This is a genomic window from Streptomyces sp. NPDC048018 (assembly GCF_043202995.1).
Classification (GTDB): Bacteria; Actinomycetota; Actinomycetes; order Streptomycetales; family Streptomycetaceae; genus Streptomyces.
Window position 1 is genome coordinate 1151016 of sequence record NZ_JBIDBK010000001.1, and the last position, 19991, is coordinate 1171006.

Here is a 19991-nt window from a genome sequence, read left to right on the forward strand (position 1 = left end):
TCGGCGACCGGCGCAGGATCCAGGCCGTGCGGCACCGCAAGAGCCGCACCGGTCACGCGATCACCAGGAGCGATGCATGCGCGAGCACGAGCACAACAGGCCGGACGACACCGTCGAGGTCGACCTCGGCGCCCTGCTCGTCGACATCTCCGACCTCGTCGAGGACCACGTCGAGAAGGCGGCCGCGCGCGACATTTCGCACGCCCTCGCCATGGTCTCTCTGCCCAACGACGCCGCCCTCGCCGCCCTCACAGACCAGCTGCTGACGCACTGCAAAACCCTGGCCGTGGGCGTCACCCTCATCCCCGAGGACCGATGCCCGCCGCAGGCCGCCGCAGCTGTCCGGACATGGCGCAAGCTCGTGAAGGACGGCCCCGACGACGGGACGTTCGGGAACTGGCACTACGCACGGGCCCTCGCCCGAGCCGCTCGGGACATGCTGAAGGGCATCCGCGTGAACCGGACGCAGCGGCCGGAGCAGCCGGCGACGTTCGTCGGCCGGAAGACGATGCCGCCGCTCCCCGCCACCGAGCAGCCGTGACCGAACGAGCCCGGCAGGCGCTGTACATCGCGATCACGCTCGGCATGCTCGGGGCCCTCGCGATCGGGATCCTTCGGTGAGCGGCCCCCTCCTGCGGCCCGAGTGCGAGTTCGGCGAGCACTCGTGGTGCAAAACGGACGAGGTCCGCACGTCGTACGGCGACCTCGCCATGCCGGCCCGCCGATGTGACTGCCAGTACCATCGCACCGAGCCGCGACCACTACCCGGTGACGGGCCAGGTGGGCTGATCCCGCCGGGCGGTGGACCGGCCGTAGGCGCGGTCCAGCGCCCGGCGGAGGCGCCGTCGGGTACGCCCCGCCGGACGGCGAAGGCGCCGTCCGGCTCAGGCGAGCCCGCGGCGCCTTCGCGCGTCCGCGCCGCTTGTTACCCGGAGCGGGTCGGGCCGGCCCTTCGGACCGGGCCGGGCCTCCGCAGAGCGGCCCGGTCCGAAGCACCCGCCTCCGAAGCACCCGCCCCAGCCGGGCCCCGCAGACTCCTCGCCTGTCCGGCCGATCATGGGGTGAGGGTGAGCAACGAGACCAACAGCATCGTCTGCCTGCGGGCGACGGCAGGCGCGGGGCGCCGTCACCCGCGCCCGGTTCCGTCAGTTGGAGGACGTGGCGTCCTCGGCCGCCCGGACCTTCTTAACGCAGGCATCGTCGAAGGCGTCCAGACTGAGCGTTCGATTGTCGGAGAACAGGCGGTACTCCATGACTACGGTCCAGCCGCGCTTCTTGAACACCGCCTCCACCACGTGGACTGTGCCGTCCGGCGCCTTTCGCTCATTGCGCTTCTTGGCCTCTGTCCACCCACGGCCGGTAAACGCGGCCGCCAGGGCGTTGGTCCGGTCCACGTCCAGCGTGGAGGCGGCTGTGTCGAACCCCTTGTAAGCGACGACGCACGCAGCCAGGGGGTACTCGGACGACTCCGGCATCGAAGCCACTTCCGGATCGCTCGGCGGCGCCCCGACGTCCCTGGTGATGCCGTCGAGCACTAGGCGCATCTTGGCCTTGGTGATCGGACCGGAGTCTTCCGGCCTCGCTGTAATGGGGGCGGAGGGAGCCGCAGACGTCCCGTTCACATGCCGATCGATACCATCGCCCCCGCAACCGGCCACTCCGATCGTCACTGCCGCCATAGAGACGACAGCCCACCCCACCCTGTTCACACGCATCCCCTTCAGCGCACGAGAGACGAATACCCCCGTGATCAGGGAAGGAGTGTGACACGAGGCGCCGACGGCCCAGGAAGCAGGTTCGCCTCGCCTGTCCGCTGCACTTGCGGATGCCGCGCACTCCAGGTTGAGTGACGTCGCCCCCTTGGGGACTCGGCTACGTGTGGAGGACGGCGAGGTCATCTGCACGGAGATCGCGGACGCGATCGTGGGTGATTTGGCTGCTCTCGTTAGCAGGGCCCGGCGCCAGAACCAGAGCTTCTACTGCTGGGTTGCATAGCAGTTCATGTCCGGAGCCAGATCGTGACGGCCGCGGCGGTGGCAGTGCCGAGGTAGACGTAGCCGCGCTTGTCGTACCGGGTGGCGACGGCCCGGGACTGCTTCAGGCGGTTGATTGCCCGCTCGATGGTGTTGCGCTTCTTGTAGCGGTCCTCGTCGAAGCCGGGCGGCCGTCCGCCGCGGGAGCCTTTGCGCAGGCGGGCCGCCTGGCTGTCGGTCTCCTCTGGGACGGCGTGGTGGATTGCCCGCCGTCGCAGGTACTCGCGGATGGGGCCGTTGCTGTAGGCCCTGTCGGCCGCGAGGCTGTCAGGCTTCTTGCGTGGTCGTCCCGGGCCGAGTCTGGGCACTCGGATCTTCTCCAGGACCGGCTTGAACTGGGTGCAGTCCGCCCGCTGACCTGGTGTGACGATCAGGGAGAGCGGTCGGCAGCGGCCGTCCGCGCTCAGGTGAAGCTTGGTGGTGAACCCGCCACGCGAACGGCCCAGGCCCTCACCTCCAGCACCACCTCCACCAGGCGGGCGTACAGGCTCTGCCACAGCGTTTCGTCCTGGTGTTCTGGCCTTTCGGCCCCCTTTGAGCTGGGCGCCGGCGGTGGGTCGGTGCGGGCGCCCGCCGCATGCTGATGCGCCCGCACGATGGTTGAGTAGACCGAGATGTCCCAGTCGATCTCACCTGCCGCGTCGGCTGCGGCCTGGACCTGCTGGAGCAGACGCTCCCACGTCCCGTCACCCGACCACAGCCGGTGGCGTTCATAGACCGTCTTCCACGGCCCGAACCGTTCGGGCAGGTCACGCCATTGCACGTCCGGTCCGCACCCGGTGCAGAATTCCGTCGATCACCTGCCGGTGATCCCGCCAACTGCCACGTCTATTGCGGACCGGCAGGAACGGCCGCAGCCGTTCCCACTCCGCCTCACTCAGATCACCCCGCCCCATGCCCACATCAACGACCCAGGTGCGTGGAGTCACATGATCGACCGGACAAGTCCTAGTAGGCACCCCCGTAGACGCCGTACGCCCAGAGGGCCACGACGCCTACCACGCACAGCAGGACCGCCCACGAGCCGATGCCCGTGTGGCGTCCCCTGCGCGGGCGGGCCGCCTTCGGCCGGGTCTTCGCCCGGGACGCGCGCGGAGCCCGGCCGGGCCGGGCGGCCCCGGCCGCCGAGGGCGCCGCGTCGGCGGCGGTCTCCGCGAGCAGCCGACGGCAGACCGCCGCCAGCTCGGCCGTCCCGGCCGTGAGGTCGACCACCACCTCCAGGCGGGCGGGCGCGGTCGTGCCCCCGTCCAGGATCCGGCCGGCCCGGACCAGCGCCTGGTCCCTGCCGCCGGTCGGCGCCAGACTGATCCAGCGCCGCACATGGTCGCCCCTGATCACCACACCGCCACCGCGCTCGCGGTAGACGGTGTGCTCACGCCACAGGACCCCGGCCAACTCCGTGGCCATCTCCCTGAGTTGCGCCTGCATTTCCATCCCCCAGCCATCCCCCTGATTCGAACAGACGCATGACTCTAGCGTCCGTCGCCCCCCTGCCCCCGCCGGGGTGTACCGGTGCCCCTACGCCCCGAGGTCGTACACGGTCACGGGTATCCCCCGGGCCAGGAGCCGCTCGCCCACCAGTGGCTCGATGCGGGACCACTTCCCGCCCGCGAGCCCGCAGCCGATCCGGGGCATGTGCACGGAGGCCTCCAGTTCCACGGCCCGGTCGGCGAGCCGGCCGAGCGCCGCGTCGATGGCCTCGTAGCGCACGGGCACCCCGCTGCTCCGGCCCGTCCGTATCCCTCGCTGGCCCACCAGGTTGGCCACCCACACGTACGGCTCCACCTGCACGAACTGCGCCGCGCCGAGCCCGAAGTCGTTCCGGGCGCGCTCGCGGTGCCAGCGGCGGAAGGCGGCCTCGGGCTCCGGCCAGCGGCGCGAGACCGCCAGCACGAAGCCCTTGCCCCAGCCCCCCAGGTCGTTGCACACATGCGCGACGATCTTGACGCCCTTCCCCCGCGGCGCGGTGGCGTCCCCCTGTACGTACTCGATCGCGGTCATGGAGCCACCGTACGAAGCCGTACTGACAACGGGGCCGCCGGTGCGCATGCCCCCGCCCGCGCGCCCCTCCCCTCGGGCCGCAGCTCCGGCTACGGCTCGGGCTCCGGTGCCGGCCGCGCAGCCAGGCGCTCGACGGCGACCAGGGCCGCGTCGTCGCCGAGGTGCCCGCCGGCGTACGCCTGCAGGTCGGCCCGCAGCCGGCCGAGCAGGGTCGGCGGGTCGTCACCGGCCCAGGCCGTGAGCCGCTCCTCCAGCGGATAGAAGGCGCGCGAGGCGTCACGGGCCTCGACGACACCGTCCGTGTAGAGCAGGAGCACGTCGCCGACGCCGAAGGGGAAGGTCTCCACCTTCACGTCGGGGGCGAGGACGTCCGCCAGTCCCAGCGGCGGGCTCGCGTTCGCGGCGTCGAGGGCGGTCACCCGCCCCTCCCGGAGGAGCAGGGGCGGCGGGTGACCGCAGTTCACGAGCCGCACGACCGGCTCGTGGTCGGGGATGTCGAGGACCAGCGCGGTGACGAAGGCCTCCTCCGTGCCCTCGGCCGTCCCGTCGCCGCCGGATCCCGTCGGCGCTCCGTTCTCCGTCTCCTCGGCCGAGCCGACGCCGGCCTCCAGGTGCACCACGAGCTCCGGAAGCTCCTGCTCGCGGCGGGCGGTGACCCGGAAGGCGCCGAGGACGAGCGACGCCTCGCTGATGGCGTCGAGCCCCTTGCCGCGGGCGTCCCCGATCAGCAGGCGGGTGCCGTCCGCCGTGCGGGCCGCGGCGTAGAGGTCGCCGCCCATCTGCGCCTCCTCCTCGGCCGCGAGGTACACCGAGGCGATGTGCAGGGGGCCCGCGCGCCGGGGCAGCGGGCGCAGGACGACGCTCTGGGCGGCGTGGGCGATGGAGCGCAGCCGCGTCACCCTGCTCTCGTCCCGCTCCCGCAGGTAGGCGAAGAAGGTCGCGATGATCGAGATCAGGACGAGCGCGACGATCTGGTACGTGTGGTTGAGGTCCGTGAGGTTCGTCCTGGCCACCGCCACCGCCGACTGGGCGAACACCGCGACCGCCCCCACGAAGGCCGTCATCCGTGGCCCCGCGAACGAGGCCGTCACGGCGGGCGCGGCGATGAGGAACGGCCCCAGATGCACGTCGGGGGGCACCAGGACGTCCACCACCGTGACCGCCGCGATCAGCGCGAAGGGCGCGGCGAGCAGCAGCCGTCCGCCGCGCCGGGAGAGGCGCGGGACGAAGGCTCGCCGCCGGGGATCCATGGAAAAGGCATACCTCAGCCGAGGGGGGTGTGTCCTGTTGCCCGGGTACGGCCCGGGCCCGGGCCGTACCCGGCCCTTCCCCGCTCTTTTACATCACTGGTGAGACAGCAATACTGTTGAACCATGCAGCAGGCGAGCGACGAGGACCGGGGCGAGGGGCGGGCCGACGGGCCCGTCTACACCGTCGACGAGCTGGCGGCGCGGGCCGGGGTGACCGTGCGGACCGTGCGGTTCTACGGGACGCGGGGGCTGTTGCCGCCGCCCGTGATCGGGCCGCGCAGGGTCGGGCACTACGGGTCCGGCCATCTGTCCCGGCTCGCGCTCATCGAGGAGCTCCAGCGGCAGGGCATGACGCTGGCCGCGATCGAACGCTATCTGGAGCAGCTGCCGCCCGATCTCAGCGCCCAGGACCTGGCGATCCACCGTGCCCTCGTGGCGTCCTGGGCGCCGGAGTCGGCCGAGGAGATCACCCGGCAGGAGCTGGAGCGGCGGGCGGGCCGGGCGCTGGCCGACCGTGACGTCGACCGGCTGGCCGCGATGGGCGTTCTCGACAAGGGGCCCGACCCGGACGTGTTCCGGCTCGACGGCTCCCTGCTGCGGCTCGGCGTGGAGCTGCTCGACGTCCCGATCGAGCACGAGACGATCCTCGCCTCCCGGACCGTGCTGCTGGAGCACGCCCGGACCGCCGCGCAGGAGCTCGCCCGGCTGTTCCGGGAGCAGGTGTGGAACCCGTACCGGTTGAGCGGCGAGGACCCCGATCACCTGACCGCGATGAAGTCGCTCTCGGCGCACATGCAGCCGATGGTGATCCAGGCCCTCGTCACGGCCTTCCAGCGGTCCCTCAGCGAGGAGCTGAGGACCGCCTTCCGGACTCCTCCGCGTCCCGCTCCGGGCGCTACACCGCGTCCGTGAAGACCTCGCCCCGCTCGGCCTTCTCCAGCAGGAGGGCCGGCGGGTTGAAGCGCTCGCCGTAGGTGGTCGCGAGCTCACGGGCCCGCTCGACGAAGGCGGCGACCCCGACGCCGCCGGCGCCCTCGTAGCCGTTGATGTACTGGAGCACACCGCCGGTCCAGGCAGGGAATCCGATGCCGAGGATGGAGCCGATGTTGGCGTCGGCGACCGAGGTCAGCACGCCCTCCTCGATCAGCCGGACGGTGTCCAGCGCCTCGGCGAACAGCATCCGCTCCTGCATGTCGCGGAACGGGATCTCGACCTCGGGCTTGGTGAAGTGCTCGCGCAGGCCCGGCCACAGCTTGCCGCGCCTGCCGTCCTCGCCGTACTCGTAGAAGCCGGCGCCGCCGCTGCGGCCGGGGCGGCCGAACTCGTCGACCATGCGGTCGATGACGATCTCGCCGGGGTGCGAGACCCAGGTGCCGCCGGCCTCCTCGACGGCCTTCCTCGTCTCGTTGCGGATCTTCCGCGGCAGGGTGAGGGTCAGCTCGTCCATGAGGGAGAGGACCTTCGCCGGATAGCCGGCTTGGGCGGCGGCCTGCTCGACGGAGGCGGGCTCGACGCCCTCGCCGACCATAGCGACGCCCTCGTTGATGAAGTGGCCGATCACCCGCGAGGTGAAGAAGCCGCGCGAGTCGTTGACGACGATCGGCGTCTTGCTGATCTGGCGGACCAGGTCGAAGGCGCGGGCCAGGGCCTCGTCGCCGGTCTGCTCGCCCTTGATGATCTCGACCAGCGGCATCTTGTCGACGGGCGAGAAGAAGTGCAGGCCGATGAAGTCGGACCGGCGCTCGACACCCTCGGCGAGGACGGAGATCGGCAGGGTCGAGGTGTTGGAGCAGAGCAGCGCGTCGGGCTCGACGACGTGCTGGATCTCCTGGAACACCTTGTGCTTGAGCGAGGTGTCCTCGAAGACCGCCTCGATGACGGCGTCGCAGCCGGCCAGGTCGGCCACGTCGCCGGTCGGGGTGATGAGGGCGAGCAGCGCGTCGGCCTTCTCCTGGCTCGTACGGCCCTTGGCGACGGCCTTGGCGCACAGTTTCTCGGAGTACGCCTTGCCCTTGGCGGCGGCCTCGGCGGTGACGTCCTTGAGGACGACCTCGATGCCGGCGCGGGCGCAGGAGTACGCGATGCCGGCGCCCATCATGCCGGCGCCGAGCACGGCGACCTTGCGGACCGTGCGCGGCTCGACGCCCCGGGGACGGTTGGCGCCGGAGTTGACGGCCTGCAGGTCGAAGAAGAACGCCTGGATCATGTTCTTCGCGGTCTGGCCGGTGACCAGCTCGGTGAAGTAGCGGCTCTCGATGGTGAGCGCGGTCTCGAAGTCGACCTGGGAGCCCTCGACGGCCGCCGCCATGATGTTGCGCGGCGCCGGGTAGGGCGCGCCGCCCAGCTGCTTGCGCAGGTTGGCGGGGAAGGCCGGCAGGTTGGCGGCGAAGCGCGGGTTCGACGGGGTGCCGCCGGGGATCTTGTAGCCGGGCACGTCCCAGGGCTGCTGCGACTCGGGATGCGTGTCGATGAAGGCGCGGGCCTTGGCGAGCATCTCCTCGGGGGTGGCGGCCAGCTCGTGCACCAGGCCGTTGTCGAGCGCGCGCCTCGGGTTGTACTGGGTGCCCTGGAGGAGCACCTTGAGCAGGGCGTCGGTGATGCCCATGAGGCGCACCGTACGGGCGACGCCGCCGCCGCCCGGGAGCAGCCCCAGGGTGACCTCGGGCAGGCCGATCTTGGAGCCGGGCGCGTCGAGCGCGATCCGGTGGTGCGAGGCGAGCGCGATCTCGTAGCCGCCGCCGAGCGCGGCGCCGTTGATGGCGGCGACGACGGGCTTGCCGAGCGTCTCGATGCGGCGGAGCGCGTTCTTGATCTCGATGGCCGTGTCGAAGATCGCCTGGGCGTCCTCGGGGCCGGCCTTGATCATGTCCTTGAGGTCGCCGCCGGCGAAGAAGGTCTTCTTCGCGGAGGTGTAGACGATGCCGCGGATGGAGTCCTTCTCGGCCACCGCGCGGTCGGCGATCGCGGTGATGGAGGCCCGGAAGGCCTGGTTCATCGTGTTGGCGGACTGGTCGGGGTCGTCCAGGACGAGGGTGACGACGCCGGTCTCGTCCTGCTCCCAGCGGATGGTGGTGCTCTCGCTCATGCTGATGCTTCTCCGTAAGAGGGGTGCGGACCGGGCGGTCAGAAGCGCTCGACGCGCTCGACGATGGTGGCGATGCCCATGCCACCGCCGACGCAGAGGGTGGCGAGGCCGTAGCGCTTGTCCTGACGCTCCAGCTCGTCGACGAGGGTGCCGAGGATGATGGCGCCGGTGGCGCCGAGCGGGTGGCCGAGCGCGATGGCGCCGCCGTTGACGTTGACCTTGTCGAGGGAGACGCCCATGTCCTTGACGAAGCGGAGGACGACGGCGGCGAAGGCCTCGTTGATCTCGATCAGGTCGATGTCGTCGATCGTGAGCCCGGCCTTGGCGAGCGCCTTGCGGGCGGCCGGGGCGGGGCCGGTCAGCATGATGGTCGGCTCGGAGCCGGAGACGGCGGCGCCGACGATGCGGGCGCGCGGGGTCAGGCCGTGGCGCTCGCCGACCTCACGGGAGCCGATGGCCACGAGGGAGGCGCCGTCGACGATGCCGGAGGAGTTGCCGGCGTGGTGGACGTGGTCGATCTCCTCGATCCAGTGGTACTTCTGCAGCGCGACCGCGTCGAAGCCGCCGAGCTCGCCGATGTCGGCGAAGGAGGGCTTGAGCCGGGCGAGGGAGTCGGCGGTGGTGCCGGGGCGCATGTACTCGTCGTGGTCGAGGACGGTGAGGCCGGCCCGGTCCCTGACGGGGACGACCGAGCGGTCGAAGCGCCCGTCCTTCCAGGCCGCGGCGGCGCGCTCCTGGGAGAGGGCGGCGTACTCGTCGACGTCGCGGCGGGTGAAGCCCTCGATGGTGGCGATGAGGTCGGCGCCGATGCCCTGGGGGACGAAGTTGGTGGCGATGTTGGTCATCGGGTCGGCGAACCAGGCGCCGCCGTCGGAGGCCATGGGCACGCGGGACATGGACTCGACGCCGCCGGCGAGGACGAGGTCCTCCCAGCCGGAGCGGACCTTGGCGGCGGCGAGGTTGACGGCTTCGAGGCCGGAGGCGCAGAAGCGGTTCTCCTGGAGGCCGGCGACGGTGTCGGGCAGGCCCGCGGCGATGGCGGCGATCCGGGCGATGTCGGAGCCCTGGTCGCCGACGGGGCCGACGACGCCGAGGACGATGTCGTCGATGGCGGCCGGGTCGAGGCCGGGGAAACGGGAGCGGATCTCGTGGATGAGGCCGACGACGAGGTCGATCGGCTTGGTGCCGTGCAGAGCTCCGTTGGCCTTGCCGCGGCCGCGCGGGGTGCGGATCGCGTCGTAGACGTAGGCTTCGGTGGTCACGGTGTTGCCTTTCGCATGAGGGTCAGGCGCGAGGGTCGGGCGCGGAAGTCGGGGTGGGTCCGGCGCGGGGCCGGGGTTCCGGGTCCGGGCGGACACGGGACCGGGCGGGTGCCGGAGCGGGCGGGTGCCGGACCGAGCGGGTGCCGGACCGGGCGGGTGCCGGACCGAGCGGGTGCCGGACCGGGCGGGTGCCGGACCGGGCGGGTGCCGGATCAGGCGAGCAGGGAGCGGCCGATGATCTCCTTCATGATCTCCGTGGTCCCGCCGTAGATGGTCTGGATCCGGCCGTCGGTGAAGGCCCTGGCGACCGGGAATTCGCTCATGTAGCCGTATCCGCCGTGAAGTTGCAGACAGCGGTCGGCCACCCGCTTCTGCAGTTCGGTGGACCACCACTTGGCCATGGAGGCGTGGACGGCGTCCAGGCCGCCCGCGGCGTGCTCCTCGACGCACCGGTCGAGGAAGGTGCGGGTGACCGCGCACTCGGTGGCCATCTCGGCGATCTCGAAGCGGATGTGCTGGAGCCGGGCGAGCGGGCGGCCGAAGGCCTCGCGCTCCTTCACGTACGTGGTGGTGAGCTCCAGGAGGTGTTCGGCGCCGGCGATGGCGGCGACGGCGATGGCGAGCCGCTCCTGGGCGAGATTGGTCATCAGGTGGACGAAGGCGCCGTTGAGCTCGCCGAGCAGGTTCTCCTTGGGGACGCGGACGTCGTGGAAGAAGAGTTCGGCGGTGTCCTGGGACTTCTGGCCGATCTTGTCGAGGTTGCGGCCGCGCTCGAAGCCCTCCGCGCCGCGTTCCACGACGAGGAGGGAGAGGCCGCGGGCCCCGCCCTCGGGGGTCGTCCGGGCGACGACGACCACGAGGTCGGCGAGGATGCCGTTGGAGATGAAGGTCTTGGAGCCGTTCAGGATCCAGTGGTCGCCGTGGTCCTCGGCGGTGGTGCGGATGGCCTGGAGGTCGGAGCCCGCGCCGGGTTCCGTCATCGCGATGGCGGTGACGATCTCGCCGCTGCAGAAGCCCGGCAGCCAGCGCCGCTTCTGCTCCTCGGTGCCGAGCGAGGTCAGGTAGGGGCCGATGATGTCGTTGTGCAGGCCGATGGCGAGGCCGGGGGTGCCGGCCCGGGTGAACTCCTCGGCGAGGACGGCGCTGTAACGGAAGTCGGGGTTTCCGCCGCCGCCGTACTCCTCGTCGACGGCGAGGCCGAGCAGGCCCTGCCGGCCCGCGGCCCGCCAGACCTCGCGGGAGACGATGCCGTCCTTCTCCCACTGCGCGTAGTGCGGCAGCACCTCCTTGGCGAGGAAGGTGCGCACCACCTCGCGGAAGGCCTCGTGGTCGGCGGTGTAGAGCTGGCGCTTCATGCGGAGGGCTCCTCGGGCTTCGGGTTCAGAGCGGGTACGGCCCAGTCGCGGGCGACCTCGTCGGTGTCGGCGCCGGGCAGCGCGGGCCCGGTGCGGACCGCGCCCGGGGTGGCGGAGAAGCGGGGCGCGGGCGCGGGCTGGACGAGGCCGGCGTGCTCGACGAAGGTGCCGCGGGCGGCGAGGTGCGGGTGGCCGGGGGCCTCGCGCAGCGAGAGGACGGGGGCCACGCAGGCGTCGCTGCCGGCGAAGACCTCGGTCCACTCCTCCCGGGTACGGGTGCGGAAGCGCTCGGCGACGGCTGTGCGCAGTTCCGGCCAGCGGGCGAGGTCGCGGCGGGCGGGGGCGACGTCCTCGATGCCGAGGAGGCGGGTGAACTCGTCGTAGAACTGCTGCTCCAGGGCGCCGACGGCCATGTAGCCGCCGTCGGAGGTCGCGTAGGTGCCGTAGAAGGGGCAGCCGCCGTCGAGCAGGTTGACGCCGCGCCGGTCCTGCCAGCCTCCGGCCGCGAGCATGCCGTGGATCATGGTCGCGAGGTGGGCGGTGCCGTCGACGATCGCCGCGTCCACGACCTGGCCCTCGCCGTGCTCGCGGGCGTGCCGGAGGGCGGCGAGGACGCCGATGACGAGGTAGAGCGAACCGCCGGCGTAGTCGCCGACGAGGTTCACGGGCACGGTCGGCGGGCCGTCCGGGTCGGGGCCGATCATGCCGAGGGTGCCGGTGACGGCGATGTAGCCGATGTCGTGCCCGGCGGTGGGGGCGAGCGGGCCGTCCTGGCCCCAGCCGGTCATCCGGCCGTAGACGAGCCGCGGGTTGCGGGCGAGGCAGGCCCCGGGCCCGACGCCGAGGCGCTCGGCGACCCCGGGCCGATAGCCCTCGACGAGGACGTCGGCCCGCTCGACCAGGTCGAGCACGGTGTCCGCGCCGCCCTCGGCCTTGAGGTCGACGAGGACGGAGCGCTTGTTGCGGTTGGTGAGGTCGTGGGCGGGGTCGATGCCGAGGCCCGGGCCGCCGGGCCTGTCGACGCGGACGACGTCGGCGCCGAGGTCGGCGAGGAGCATGGCGGCGAAGGGGCCGGGGCCGATGCCGGCGAGTTCGACCACGCGTACGCCGGACAGCGGGCCGCCGCCGCGGGACGGTCGGGGTGTCGTCATCGTGGCCCCCAGGGGTGCGCGAGAAGACTGCATGGGTGTGACAGTGATGATGTAACACCGGAGATGCTAGGAACGTGTTCCACTCCGCACAAGCCCCCGAGCCGAGCAAGCGCTTGGAAATTACCGCGGGTACCACCCGGTCCCCGAGCGGGGCGCCGTCCGCTAGAGTCCGCCGACGACATGCGCGCCGGGGGACGGCGCGGGCGAAGGCGAGGGGCTGGATGGACACAGGGGCGGCCGCACGGCCGTACGACGTCGTTCTCTTCGGAGCGACCGGGTTCGTGGGCGAGCTCACCGCGGAGTACCTGGCCGAGCACGCCCCGTCGGGCTGCCGCTGGGCCCTCGCCGGACGCAGCCGCGGGAAGCTCACGGCGCTGCGCGAACGCCTGGCCGAGCGCTGGCCGCACTGCGCCGGGCTGCCGATCCTGGTGGCCGACTCCACCGACCCCGAGGCGCTGCGCGAACTCGCCGACTCCACGCGGGTGGTCGCCAGCACGGTCGGCCCCTACGTCTGGTACGGGGAGGAGCTGGTCGCCGCCTGCGCCGAGGCCGGCACGGACTATCTGGACCTCACCGGCGAGGCCGAGTTCGTCGACCGGATGTACGTGCGCCACGACGCCCGCGCCCGGGAGACCGGCGCCCGGCTCGTGCACGCCTGCGGCTTCGACTCCGTCCCGCACGATCTGGGCGTCTATTTCACCGTCCAGCAGCTGCCGGAGGGCGTCCCGCTCCGCGTCGACGGCTTCGTCCGGGCCGGCGCGATCTTCTCCGGCGGCACCTTCGCGTCGGCGCTGACGGCGTTCGGGCGCGGCCGGGAGATCCTGCGGGCCGCGCACGAACGGCGCCTGCACGAGCCCCGGTTGGTGACCCGCCGGGCCCGCGCGCCGCTCGGCGGCCCGCGCTTCAGCCGCGAGACCGGCACCTGGGCGCTGCCGCTGCCCACGCTCGACCCCCAGGTGGTGGCGCGCTCCGCCCGCGCGCTCGACCGCTACGGCCCCGACTTCCGCTACCGCCACTACGCCTCGGTCAAGACCCTCCCCATGGCGCTGGGCGGCTCGGCCGCGGTGGGCTCGGGCGTCCTGGCCGCCCAGATCCCCTCCGTCCGGCGCTGGCTGATGGACCGTTACGCACCGGGCCAGGGCCCGAGCGCCGAGCGACGGGCCCGCAGCTGGTTCTCCGTCCGTTTCGTCGGCGAAGGCGGCGGACGCCGCGTCTTCACCGAGGTCTCGGGCGGCGACCCGGGCTACGACGAGACCGCGAAGATGCTCGCCGAGTCGGCGCTCTGCCTCGCCCTCGACGACCTCCCGAAGACCTCCGGCCAGGTCACGACGGCGGTCGCGATGGGCGACGCCCTCCTCGACCGCCTGCGAGCAGCCGGACTGCGCTTCCGCGTGGCGCACGCGGGCTGAGCCCGGGGCGGCGCCGCCTGGTGGGGCGGGGCCTGGGGGGCACGGCCCGGCAGGGCGGCACCGCCAGATCCGGCGGGGTGGCACGACCGGACCCGGCGGGGTGGCACGGTCCTGCCGGGCGGCACGGCCCGGCGGTTTCGCGGAGGCCGGCCGGGTGGTACGGCCGCCGGGCGGAGGGGACCGGCGCCGGGTGGAGGGCTCGCCCCCTATGTCCCGCACTGGAGCGGGCCGACGGTGAGGGTCAGTGCCGGACCAGGCGGAAGGGGTGGCCGGCGGGGTCGGCGTAGATGCGCCAGGACCGGTCCCCCGCCCCCGAGTCGAGCCGCTGGGCCCCGAGCGCGGTCACGGCGTCGTCCGCGGCGTCGAGGTCGGCGACCCGGACGTCGATGAGGAACTGCTGCTCGGGCGCACCCCAGACCGGCGGACGGTGGTCGGCCACGCCCTGGAAGGCGAGCACCGGGCCCCCGCAGGCGTCGTGCAGGGTGGCCCACGCGTCGACGACCGCCCACTGAGGATGCGGTCGGTTGATCTCGCCGCCGAGCAACCGCTGGTAGAACTCGGCGAGTTCGAGGGCGTCGGGACAGTCGAGGACGACGCACTGCAGGGTGCCGATCGGGCCGGGGGCGGCGGAACCAGGGGTGATCATGCCGGGGGAAGTCATGCGGGACACTCTGCCTCCGGCGCACGCACCCGGGTATCCGTACGGGTACTCAGACGCCCCGGGTGTCACCCGGTCCCCGTGCTCAGAGCCTCCCGCAGAGCCCGCCGGCACAGCGAGTCGGCGTGCCGCGTGGTCTCCGGGAGCCGGAACCGCGGGCTGAGGTGCAGGGTCTGCGCGCAGGCCCGCTCCAGGGAGACGCGGTGCCCGACGGACACGAACACCGGCTTCACCCCGTCCCGGGTCCGCAACGCCCGCCCGACGACTTCGCCGTCGGCGACGAGGTCGCTGAACTCCCCCCGCAGATCGCCTGGTTGCTCGTACGTGAAGGCGAAGGGATTCTTGGCGACGCCGATGGACGGCAGTCCCGTGAGCACCCCGAGGTGGCTCGCCAGCCCGAACCGGCGCGGATGGGCGAGCCCGTAGCCGTCGCAGACCAGCAGGCCGGGATCGGCGGAGAGCCGCCCGAGCGCGGCGAGCACGGTCGGCACCTCCCGGAAGGCCAACAGCCCGGGCACGTAGGGGAACGACACACGGCCGACGGCCGTCGCCTCCTCCACGACCTCGAGCGTCCGCCCGTCCAGCACCACGGCCGCGGCGGCCACGAGGTCACGCTCGTCGTCGTACGCCACGTCGACCCCCGTCAGCCGGCCCTCCCCGACGCCCGGGCCCTCCTCCCCCAGCTCCAACCGCCCCCGCAGCTCCTCCTGTACGGCGAGTGCCGCGGCCTCGTCGCCGGGCCAACCCCGGGGAATCTCGATGATCGTCATGGTGGGGCACCCTACGCGGCGGGCGTCACGGGGAGGACCGGACGGGCCACGGCGGGCGGCGGGTAGCCTGGCGATCATGTTCGTACTGGAGTTGACCTACACCGCGCCCGTCGAGCGGGTGGACGCGCTGCTGCCCGCGCATGTCACGTGGCTGGAGGGGCAGTACGCCGCCGGGGTGTTCCTGGCGTCCGGGCGGAAGGACCCGCGGGACGGCGGGGTGATCCTGGCCGGCGGGGTCGGCAGGACCGAGATCGAACGGATCGTGGCGACGGATCCGTTCAGCGTCGAGGGCGTGTGCGCGTATCGGATCGTGGAGTTCCACGCCACCAAGACGGTGGACGGACTCGCCCCGTTCCGGGACGAGTTGCCCGTCTGACCGCACCCGGGGGCCCGGTCGGGCTCACCGCCGGGGCCCGGCACGGCGGCGACCCGGCACGTTCGGCCCAGCCCCGCCAGCACGTTCGGCCCTGCACGTTCGGCCCTGCGAGCTTTCGCCCCTACCGGACGGCCGGACCTACCTGCCAGCCCGGCCGGCCGGCCGGCCGCGGAAGGGTCGTCGGCGCGGCGGCGAAGGGCGGAGGCCCGCTCGCGGCGGTGCGCAGCGGAGGGCCCGCCGACGACGTCCGCCGACCCCCACGCCCGTGCCGTGCGCGGCCGGCCGGTTGCCCGGCCGGCCACTCCGCCGACTGCCCGCCCGTCTCTCGGATCTCCCGCGCTCGCGGCCCACTCCGGAGGGGCAGCCCCTACCGCAGCAGCGCCCGCGCGACGCGGCCCTTCTCGCCCGAGGCCCAGCACGCGCCGTCGGCGGTGCAGTCGACCGTGTCGTACGAGCCGGTGTCGACGGTGCGCCAGGTGCGGCCCCCGTCCGTGGTGAGGTCCGTGCCCGTGGGGCCGACGGCGAGCGCGGCGGCCTTGGTGTGCGGGAGCCAGGCGACGCCCGAGCGGTAGGCGGGCGGCGGGGTGGCGGACGCCGTCCAGGAGCGGGCTCCGTCCCGGGTGACGGCGGCGGCCTGCGGCGAGGGCTGGTCCTTGCGGTAGTCGCCGCCGACCGCGATGCCGTGCCGGCGGTCGCGGAAGGCGAGTCCGAAGACGCCCTTGGCGCCCTCGCCCGCCGGGACGGTGGTCTCGGTGGCGGTCCAGGTGAGGCCGCGGTCGGCGGAGTGGAGCACCCGGCCGGTCGCGCCGCCCCCGGTCGCGAGCCACACGTCCTTCGGCCCGGACGACACCAGGCACTGGCCGCTCGCCGCGAAGCCCGCCTCTCCCGGCAGTGCGGTCGGCATTCCGGCGTCGGGCAGGACGGTCCAGGACCGGCCTCCGTCTCGGGTGGACAGGATGCGGTACCTGCCGTCGACCGGGTCGCTCATCGCGAGCCCGTGCCGGTGGTCGAAGAAGGTCATGCAGTCGTAGAAGGCGCGCGGGTCGGTGTTGCGGAAGGACTCCGTCCAGGTCTCCCCGCCGTCCTCGGTGCGGAACACCCGGGAGGCCTCGCCCTCACCGATCGCGAGGACGACGGCCCGCCGGGCGTCGAAGGCCTCCACGTCGCGGAACTCCAGCTCCCCCGCCCCGGCCGGCGAGACGTTTCGCCAGTTCCTGCCGCCGTCGGTGGTCCGCAGCACCGTCCCCTGGGAACCGGCGGCCCAGGCGACGGACCGGTTCACCGCGGCCAGCCCCCGGAAGCGGGCTTCCGTGCCGGTCGGCGTGAGCTGCCAGCCGTTCTCCGCCGCCCGCGCCGCCGCCCGGTCCCCCGCCGTGCCCCCGTCGGCCACGGCAGGGACCGTCAGGGCCATGGCGAGCGCCGCCCCGGCCAGTCCCGCCGCCGTCATTCGTCTCGTCTTCCCCATGGACGTCATGGCGCCGGAAGCTAGTCCACCGCGAAGATCCCGTCCAGAGTGCGTACCCCCCGCCCCCTTCCTAGGCTGGGACGCATGACGGACCCCACCACCGACCCCGTCCCGGACGAACCGCCGAGGCTCAAGGAGTACGACGGCGAAGGCATCACCGTGACCTTCGAGCCCCGCCGCTGCCTGCACGCGGCCGAGTGCGTCCACGGCCTGCCGAGCGTCTTCGACCTGGGCAGACGTCCCTGGGTGCAGCCCGACCAGGCGTCCCCGGGGCTGGTCGCCGAGGTGGTCGGCCGCTGTCCCTCCGGCGCCCTGCGCTCCCGCCCGGCGGACGGCACCGCCGAGCCCCCCGACGTGCCCACCACCGTCCGCCGCATGCCCGACGGGCGGCTCGTGATGCGCGGGGATCTCCGCGTGCGGTCAGGCACGGTCGAGCGGCACGAGGTCCGGGCCGTGCTGTGCGGGTGCGGGGCGTCCGGCAACCAGCCGTACTGCGACCACTCAGGCCCGTGCGCGGGCGGCGACTTCGACCCCGCCGAGGAGCGCTGACCACGGGAAACCGGCCTCGTCCGGCCGTGGTGACACAGCTCACGTCACCTTCCAGTGCACGTCAGAGCCCTTTCGTTCGTCTCTCCCTGTGTCAGGGGGATGCCAGGAGAACGAAGCCGCGCGACAGGAGGCTGGTCATGTCCACCGTCATCGAGCAGGCCGTGCAGGCCCGTATGGTCGCGTCCGCGCCACGGATCGAGTCCGTCGCCGCCACGCTGCGCTACGACCGGGAGGACCCCTACGCCGTCAGCATGGCCTTCCCGCCGCCGGCGACCCTGGAGGGCGTCGAGGTGTCCTGGGCCTTCGCCCGCGACCTGCTCGTGCAGGGCGTGGAGGGACCGGCCGGGGTCGGGGACGTCCGCGTGCGGCCGTACGGCTACGACCGCACGGTGGTCGAGTTCCACGCCCCCGAGGGCGTCGCCATGGTGCACATCCGCACGTCGGAGCTGCGCAGCTTCCTGGAGCGCTCGCAGCACCTGGTGCCGCGCGGACTCGAGCACGAGTACGTGGACTGGGACCACGACCTGGCGCAGCTCCTGGAGGAGCTGCCGTAGGTCCGGCGCTCGCCGTACCGGCCCGGGCCGGTACGCGTCGCCGCGGCCCGGCCCGGCCCGGGCCGCCGCTCCCCCGCCGTAAATCGTTTGCCGTCCTCCGCCGCCCGCTCGTAACGTCTTCTTCGGCCCAGTTGTCGCCCGATCGGAGAAGGCCGTTGCTCGTCTGAGGTTTCGAGACACCGTGCCGCGCGTGCCGCCCCGCCGCCGCGTGTGCCGTCCTCGACCTCGGCGTACGAGCGCTGCTCCGTTCCCCGGCCCGCCCGCGCCCCGGTGTCTCACGCGATGCCCACCATCACGCTTCGCAACCGGGAGGCCCGCATGGCGACCCGCCCATCCTTCATCACCTGTACGTCCCTCTCCTTCTCCTGGCCGGACGGCACCGGCGTGTTCGACGACTTCCGGCTGGCCGTCGGACCCGGCAGGACCGGGCTCGTCGGTCTCAACGGCTCGGGCAAGTCGACACTGCTCAAGCTGATCGCCGGCGAGCTCTCCCCGGCGGAGGGCACGGTCCGCGTCGCCGGCGAGGTCGGCTACCTCCCGCAGAACCTGGTGCTGGACACCGGGCTGCGCGTCGACCGCGTCCTCGGCATCGACGCGACGCGCGCCGCACTGCACGCCATCGAGGCGGGCGACACCGCCGCGGAACACTTCACGACCGTCGGCGACGCCTGGGACGTGGAGGAGCGTGCGCTGGCGGTGCTCGACCAGCTGGGTCTCGGGCGCATCGGCCTCGACCGCACGATCGGCGAGATCTCCGGCGGCGAGACCGTGCTGCTGCGGCTGGCCGCCCTGCTCCTCGCCAGGCCGGACGTGCTGCTGCTCGACGAACCGACCAACAACCTCGACCTGGTCGCCCGGCGCCGCCTGTACGAGGCGGTGGACGCCTGGTCGGGGGTGCTCGTCGTGGTGAGCCACGACCGCGAACTCCTGGAGCGGGTCGACCAGATCGCCGATCTACGGGACGGCGAGGTCGCCTGGTACGGGGGCGCCTGGTCGGACTACCAGGCGGCACTCGCGGCCGAACAGGACACCGCCGAGCGGATGGTGCGGGTCGCCGAGGCCGACGTCCAGCGCCAGAAGCGCGAACTGACCGAAGCTCAGCAGAAGTTGGCGCGCCGCAAGCGGTACGCCCAGAAGAGCGTCGAGAACCGGGTGGCGCCGAAGATCGTCGCCAACACCCGCAAGGCGCAGGCCGAGGTCTCGGCGGGCAAGCACCGCGCCCTGCACGCGGACCGGCTGGCCGAGGCGCGCTCGCGGCTCGACGCGGCCGTGGAGGCGGTGCGGGACGACGACGAGATCCGGGTGGAGCTGCCGCGCACGACGGTCCACCCGGGGCGCGGCGTGCTGCTGCTGCGCGAGCTGGAGCTGCCGCACGGGGCCCGGGTCGAGGGGGAGTTCGAGCTGCGGGGCCCCGAGCGGGTGGCGCTGGTCGGCCGGAACGGTGCCGGGAAGACGACGCTGCTGCGGACGATCGCGGGCGAGCTCGACCCGGTCGCGGGCGAGGCGGTCGTCCACGTTCCGCTGCGGTTCCTGCCGCAGCGGCTTGACGTCCTCGACGACGAGCTGACCGTGGTGCAGAACGTGGCACGGTTCGCGCCGCAGGCCACCGCCAACGAGATCCGGGCGAGGCTCGCCCGGTTCCTCTTCCGGGGCGCCCGGGCCGACCGGCCGGCCGGGACCCTGTCGGGCGGTGAGCGGTTCCGCGCGACGCTGGCGGCGCTGCTGCTCGCCGAGCCGGCCCCGAAGCTGCTGATGCTCGACGAACCGACCAACAATCTGGACCTGGCGTCGGTACGGAGCCTGACGGCCGCGCTCGCGGCCTACGAGGGCGCGCTGGTCGTGGCCAGCCACGACGTTCCGTTCCTGGAGTCGCTCGGGATCACCCGCTGGCTGCGGCTCGACGGCGGGCTGCGCCCGACGACGGCCGAGGCCGTACGGGAGGAGCTGGAGGTACGGACACCGGGGGCGGGAGCCCGCACGGAGTAGGGCCCGCGCCCGGGGCCGCGTACCGCCGCCGGCGTGCGTCCGGCGCGGTACCCGCGTCCCGGGCGTCACCGTGCGCCGAGACCGCCG

18 protein-coding genes and 1 pseudogene are annotated in these 19991 nt (G+C 73.1%); 7 read left to right on the forward strand and 12 right to left on the reverse strand.

What is annotated here, in order from left to right:
* Window positions 1-76 precede the first annotated feature (76 nt).
* Complete coding sequence (locus ACGF1Z_RS05135) at window positions 77-541, forward strand: DUF6415 family natural product biosynthesis protein (RefSeq protein ID WP_392999999.1); 465 nt, start codon at window positions 77-79, stop codon at window positions 539-541.
* A gap of 604 nt (window positions 542-1145) precedes the next feature.
* Here ACGF1Z_RS05135 and ACGF1Z_RS05140 read toward each other — a convergent pair.
* The 5 genes and pseudogenes from ACGF1Z_RS05140 to ACGF1Z_RS05160 form a co-directional block, all read right to left on the reverse strand.
* Window positions 1146-1535, reverse strand: coding sequence for a hypothetical protein (locus tag ACGF1Z_RS05140; protein WP_393000001.1), 390 nt, complete (start codon window positions 1533-1535; stop codon window positions 1146-1148).
* Between the two features lie 464 nt (window positions 1536-1999).
* Window positions 2000-2929, reverse strand: a pseudogene (locus ACGF1Z_RS05145) (IS5 family transposase).
* Window positions 2930-2981: 52 nt separating this feature from the next.
* Window positions 2982-3440 (reverse strand): hypothetical protein, encoded by a 459-nt coding sequence (locus tag ACGF1Z_RS05150; RefSeq protein WP_393000003.1) that lies wholly within the window; start codon window positions 3438-3440, stop codon window positions 2982-2984.
* 111 nt (window positions 3441-3551) lie between these two features.
* Window positions 3552-4034, reverse strand: coding sequence for a macro domain-containing protein (locus ACGF1Z_RS05155; RefSeq protein ID WP_393000005.1), 483 nt, complete (start codon window positions 4032-4034; stop codon window positions 3552-3554).
* Between the two features lie 89 nt (window positions 4035-4123).
* Window positions 4124-5284, reverse strand: coding sequence for a PP2C family protein-serine/threonine phosphatase (locus tag ACGF1Z_RS05160; protein ID WP_393000007.1), 1161 nt, complete (start codon window positions 5282-5284; stop codon window positions 4124-4126).
* Between the two features lie 123 nt (window positions 5285-5407).
* On the opposite strand from ACGF1Z_RS05160, the gene ACGF1Z_RS05165 reads away from it, so the two are divergent.
* Window positions 5408-6196 carry a MerR family transcriptional regulator gene (locus ACGF1Z_RS05165; protein ID WP_393000009.1) on the forward strand — a complete coding sequence of 263 codons (789 nt, stop codon included), beginning with the start codon at window positions 5408-5410 and terminating at the stop codon, window positions 6194-6196.
* Here ACGF1Z_RS05165 and ACGF1Z_RS05170 read toward each other — a convergent pair.
* The 4 genes from ACGF1Z_RS05170 to ACGF1Z_RS05185 form a co-directional block, all read right to left on the reverse strand.
* Entirely contained in the window at window positions 6180-8369 is a 2190-nt protein-coding gene (locus tag ACGF1Z_RS05170; RefSeq protein WP_393000011.1) for a 3-hydroxyacyl-CoA dehydrogenase NAD-binding domain-containing protein, read from the reverse strand. The two genes, ACGF1Z_RS05165 and ACGF1Z_RS05170, sit on opposite strands and share 17 nt — an antisense overlap.
* 38 nt (window positions 8370-8407) lie before the next feature.
* A complete protein-coding gene (locus ACGF1Z_RS05175) occupies window positions 8408-9631 on the reverse strand; it encodes an acetyl-CoA C-acetyltransferase (RefSeq protein ID WP_393000013.1) in 1224 nt (407 codons plus the stop codon).
* A gap of 212 nt (window positions 9632-9843) precedes the next feature.
* The gene (locus ACGF1Z_RS05180; RefSeq protein WP_393000015.1) at window positions 9844-10986 is read right to left on the reverse strand and encodes an acyl-CoA dehydrogenase family protein; all 1143 of its coding nucleotides are present in this window, start codon (window positions 10984-10986) and stop codon (window positions 9844-9846) included.
* Window positions 10983-12137, reverse strand: a complete 1155-nt coding sequence (locus tag ACGF1Z_RS05185; RefSeq protein ID WP_393000017.1) for a CaiB/BaiF CoA transferase family protein — start codon at window positions 12135-12137, stop codon at window positions 10983-10985. The genes ACGF1Z_RS05180 and ACGF1Z_RS05185 overlap by 4 nt, the downstream gene beginning before the upstream one ends.
* A gap of 221 nt (window positions 12138-12358) precedes the next feature.
* On the opposite strand from ACGF1Z_RS05185, the gene ACGF1Z_RS05190 reads away from it, so the two are divergent.
* Window positions 12359-13546: a saccharopine dehydrogenase family protein gene (locus ACGF1Z_RS05190; protein ID WP_393000019.1), complete on the forward strand. Its 1188-nt coding sequence runs from the start codon at window positions 12359-12361 to the stop codon at window positions 13544-13546.
* Between the two features lie 241 nt (window positions 13547-13787).
* Here the strand turns inward: ACGF1Z_RS05190 and ACGF1Z_RS05195 are convergent, their stop codons facing one another.
* Together ACGF1Z_RS05195 and ACGF1Z_RS05200 are read right to left on the reverse strand one after the other, a co-directional pair.
* Window positions 13788-14207, reverse strand: coding sequence for a VOC family protein (locus ACGF1Z_RS05195; RefSeq protein WP_393000021.1), 420 nt, complete (start codon window positions 14205-14207; stop codon window positions 13788-13790).
* Between the two features lie 65 nt (window positions 14208-14272).
* Window positions 14273-14974, reverse strand: a complete 702-nt coding sequence (locus ACGF1Z_RS05200) for an endonuclease V (RefSeq protein ID WP_393000023.1) — start codon at window positions 14972-14974, stop codon at window positions 14273-14275.
* A 76-nt stretch (window positions 14975-15050) separates the two neighbouring features.
* Here ACGF1Z_RS05200 and ACGF1Z_RS05205 point away from each other — a divergent pair, with 76 nt between their 5' ends.
* The gene (locus tag ACGF1Z_RS05205; RefSeq protein ID WP_393000025.1) at window positions 15051-15350 is read left to right on the forward strand and encodes a YciI family protein; all 300 of its coding nucleotides are present in this window, start codon (window positions 15051-15053) and stop codon (window positions 15348-15350) included.
* A gap of 367 nt (window positions 15351-15717) precedes the next feature.
* On the opposite strand, the gene ACGF1Z_RS05210 is transcribed toward ACGF1Z_RS05205, so the two are convergent.
* Entirely contained in the window at window positions 15718-16824 is a 1107-nt protein-coding gene (locus tag ACGF1Z_RS05210) for a WD40/YVTN/BNR-like repeat-containing protein (RefSeq protein WP_393000027.1), read from the reverse strand.
* Window positions 16825-16899: 75 nt separating this feature from the next.
* Here ACGF1Z_RS05210 and ACGF1Z_RS05215 point away from each other — a divergent pair, with 75 nt between their 5' ends.
* From ACGF1Z_RS05215 to ACGF1Z_RS05225, 3 genes are all read left to right on the forward strand, one after another.
* Window positions 16900-17364, forward strand: coding sequence for a (4Fe-4S)-binding protein (locus ACGF1Z_RS05215; protein WP_393000029.1), 465 nt, complete (start codon window positions 16900-16902; stop codon window positions 17362-17364).
* 137 nt (window positions 17365-17501) lie between these two features.
* The gene (locus ACGF1Z_RS05220; protein ID WP_393000031.1) at window positions 17502-17918 is read left to right on the forward strand and encodes an SsgA family sporulation/cell division regulator; all 417 of its coding nucleotides are present in this window, start codon (window positions 17502-17504) and stop codon (window positions 17916-17918) included.
* Between the two features lie 318 nt (window positions 17919-18236).
* Window positions 18237-19904, forward strand: a complete 1668-nt coding sequence (locus tag ACGF1Z_RS05225; RefSeq protein ID WP_393000033.1) for an ABC-F family ATP-binding cassette domain-containing protein — start codon at window positions 18237-18239, stop codon at window positions 19902-19904.
* The last annotated feature ends 87 nt before the right edge of the window (window positions 19905-19991 follow it).

Excerpts from the sequence above, each read along its gene's own strand:
- ACGF1Z_RS05135 (WP_392999999.1), top strand. The coding sequence starts at position 77 with ATGCGCGAGCACGAGCACAACAGGCCGGACGACACCGTCGAGGTCGAC.
- ACGF1Z_RS05150 (WP_393000003.1), bottom strand. The coding sequence starts at position 3,440 with ATGGCCACGGAGTTGGCCGGGGTCCTGTGGCGTGAGCACACCGTCTAC.
- ACGF1Z_RS05155 (WP_393000005.1), bottom strand. The coding sequence starts at position 4,034 with ATGACCGCGATCGAGTACGTACAGGGGGACGCCACCGCGCCGCGGGGG.
- ACGF1Z_RS05160 (WP_393000007.1), bottom strand. The coding sequence starts at position 5,284 with ATGGATCCCCGGCGGCGAGCCTTCGTCCCGCGCCTCTCCCGGCGCGGC.
- ACGF1Z_RS05165 (WP_393000009.1), top strand. The coding sequence starts at position 5,408 with ATGCAGCAGGCGAGCGACGAGGACCGGGGCGAGGGGCGGGCCGACGGG.
- ACGF1Z_RS05170 (WP_393000011.1), bottom strand. The coding sequence starts at position 8,369 with ATGAGCGAGAGCACCACCATCCGCTGGGAGCAGGACGAGACCGGCGTC.
- ACGF1Z_RS05180 (WP_393000015.1), bottom strand. The coding sequence starts at position 10,986 with ATGAAGCGCCAGCTCTACACCGCCGACCACGAGGCCTTCCGCGAGGTG.
- ACGF1Z_RS05185 (WP_393000017.1), bottom strand. The coding sequence starts at position 12,137 with ATGACGACACCCCGACCGTCCCGCGGCGGCGGCCCGCTGTCCGGCGTA.
- ACGF1Z_RS05190 (WP_393000019.1), top strand. The coding sequence starts at position 12,359 with ATGGACACAGGGGCGGCCGCACGGCCGTACGACGTCGTTCTCTTCGGA.
- ACGF1Z_RS05195 (WP_393000021.1), bottom strand. The coding sequence starts at position 14,207 with ATGACTTCCCCCGGCATGATCACCCCTGGTTCCGCCGCCCCCGGCCCG.
- ACGF1Z_RS05200 (WP_393000023.1), bottom strand. The coding sequence starts at position 14,974 with ATGACGATCATCGAGATTCCCCGGGGTTGGCCCGGCGACGAGGCCGCG.
- ACGF1Z_RS05205 (WP_393000025.1), top strand. The coding sequence starts at position 15,051 with ATGTTCGTACTGGAGTTGACCTACACCGCGCCCGTCGAGCGGGTGGAC.
- ACGF1Z_RS05210 (WP_393000027.1), bottom strand. The coding sequence starts at position 16,824 with ATGACGTCCATGGGGAAGACGAGACGAATGACGGCGGCGGGACTGGCC.
- ACGF1Z_RS05215 (WP_393000029.1), top strand. The coding sequence starts at position 16,900 with ATGACGGACCCCACCACCGACCCCGTCCCGGACGAACCGCCGAGGCTC.
- ACGF1Z_RS05220 (WP_393000031.1), top strand. The coding sequence starts at position 17,502 with ATGTCCACCGTCATCGAGCAGGCCGTGCAGGCCCGTATGGTCGCGTCC.
- ACGF1Z_RS05225 (WP_393000033.1), top strand. The coding sequence starts at position 18,237 with ATGGCGACCCGCCCATCCTTCATCACCTGTACGTCCCTCTCCTTCTCC.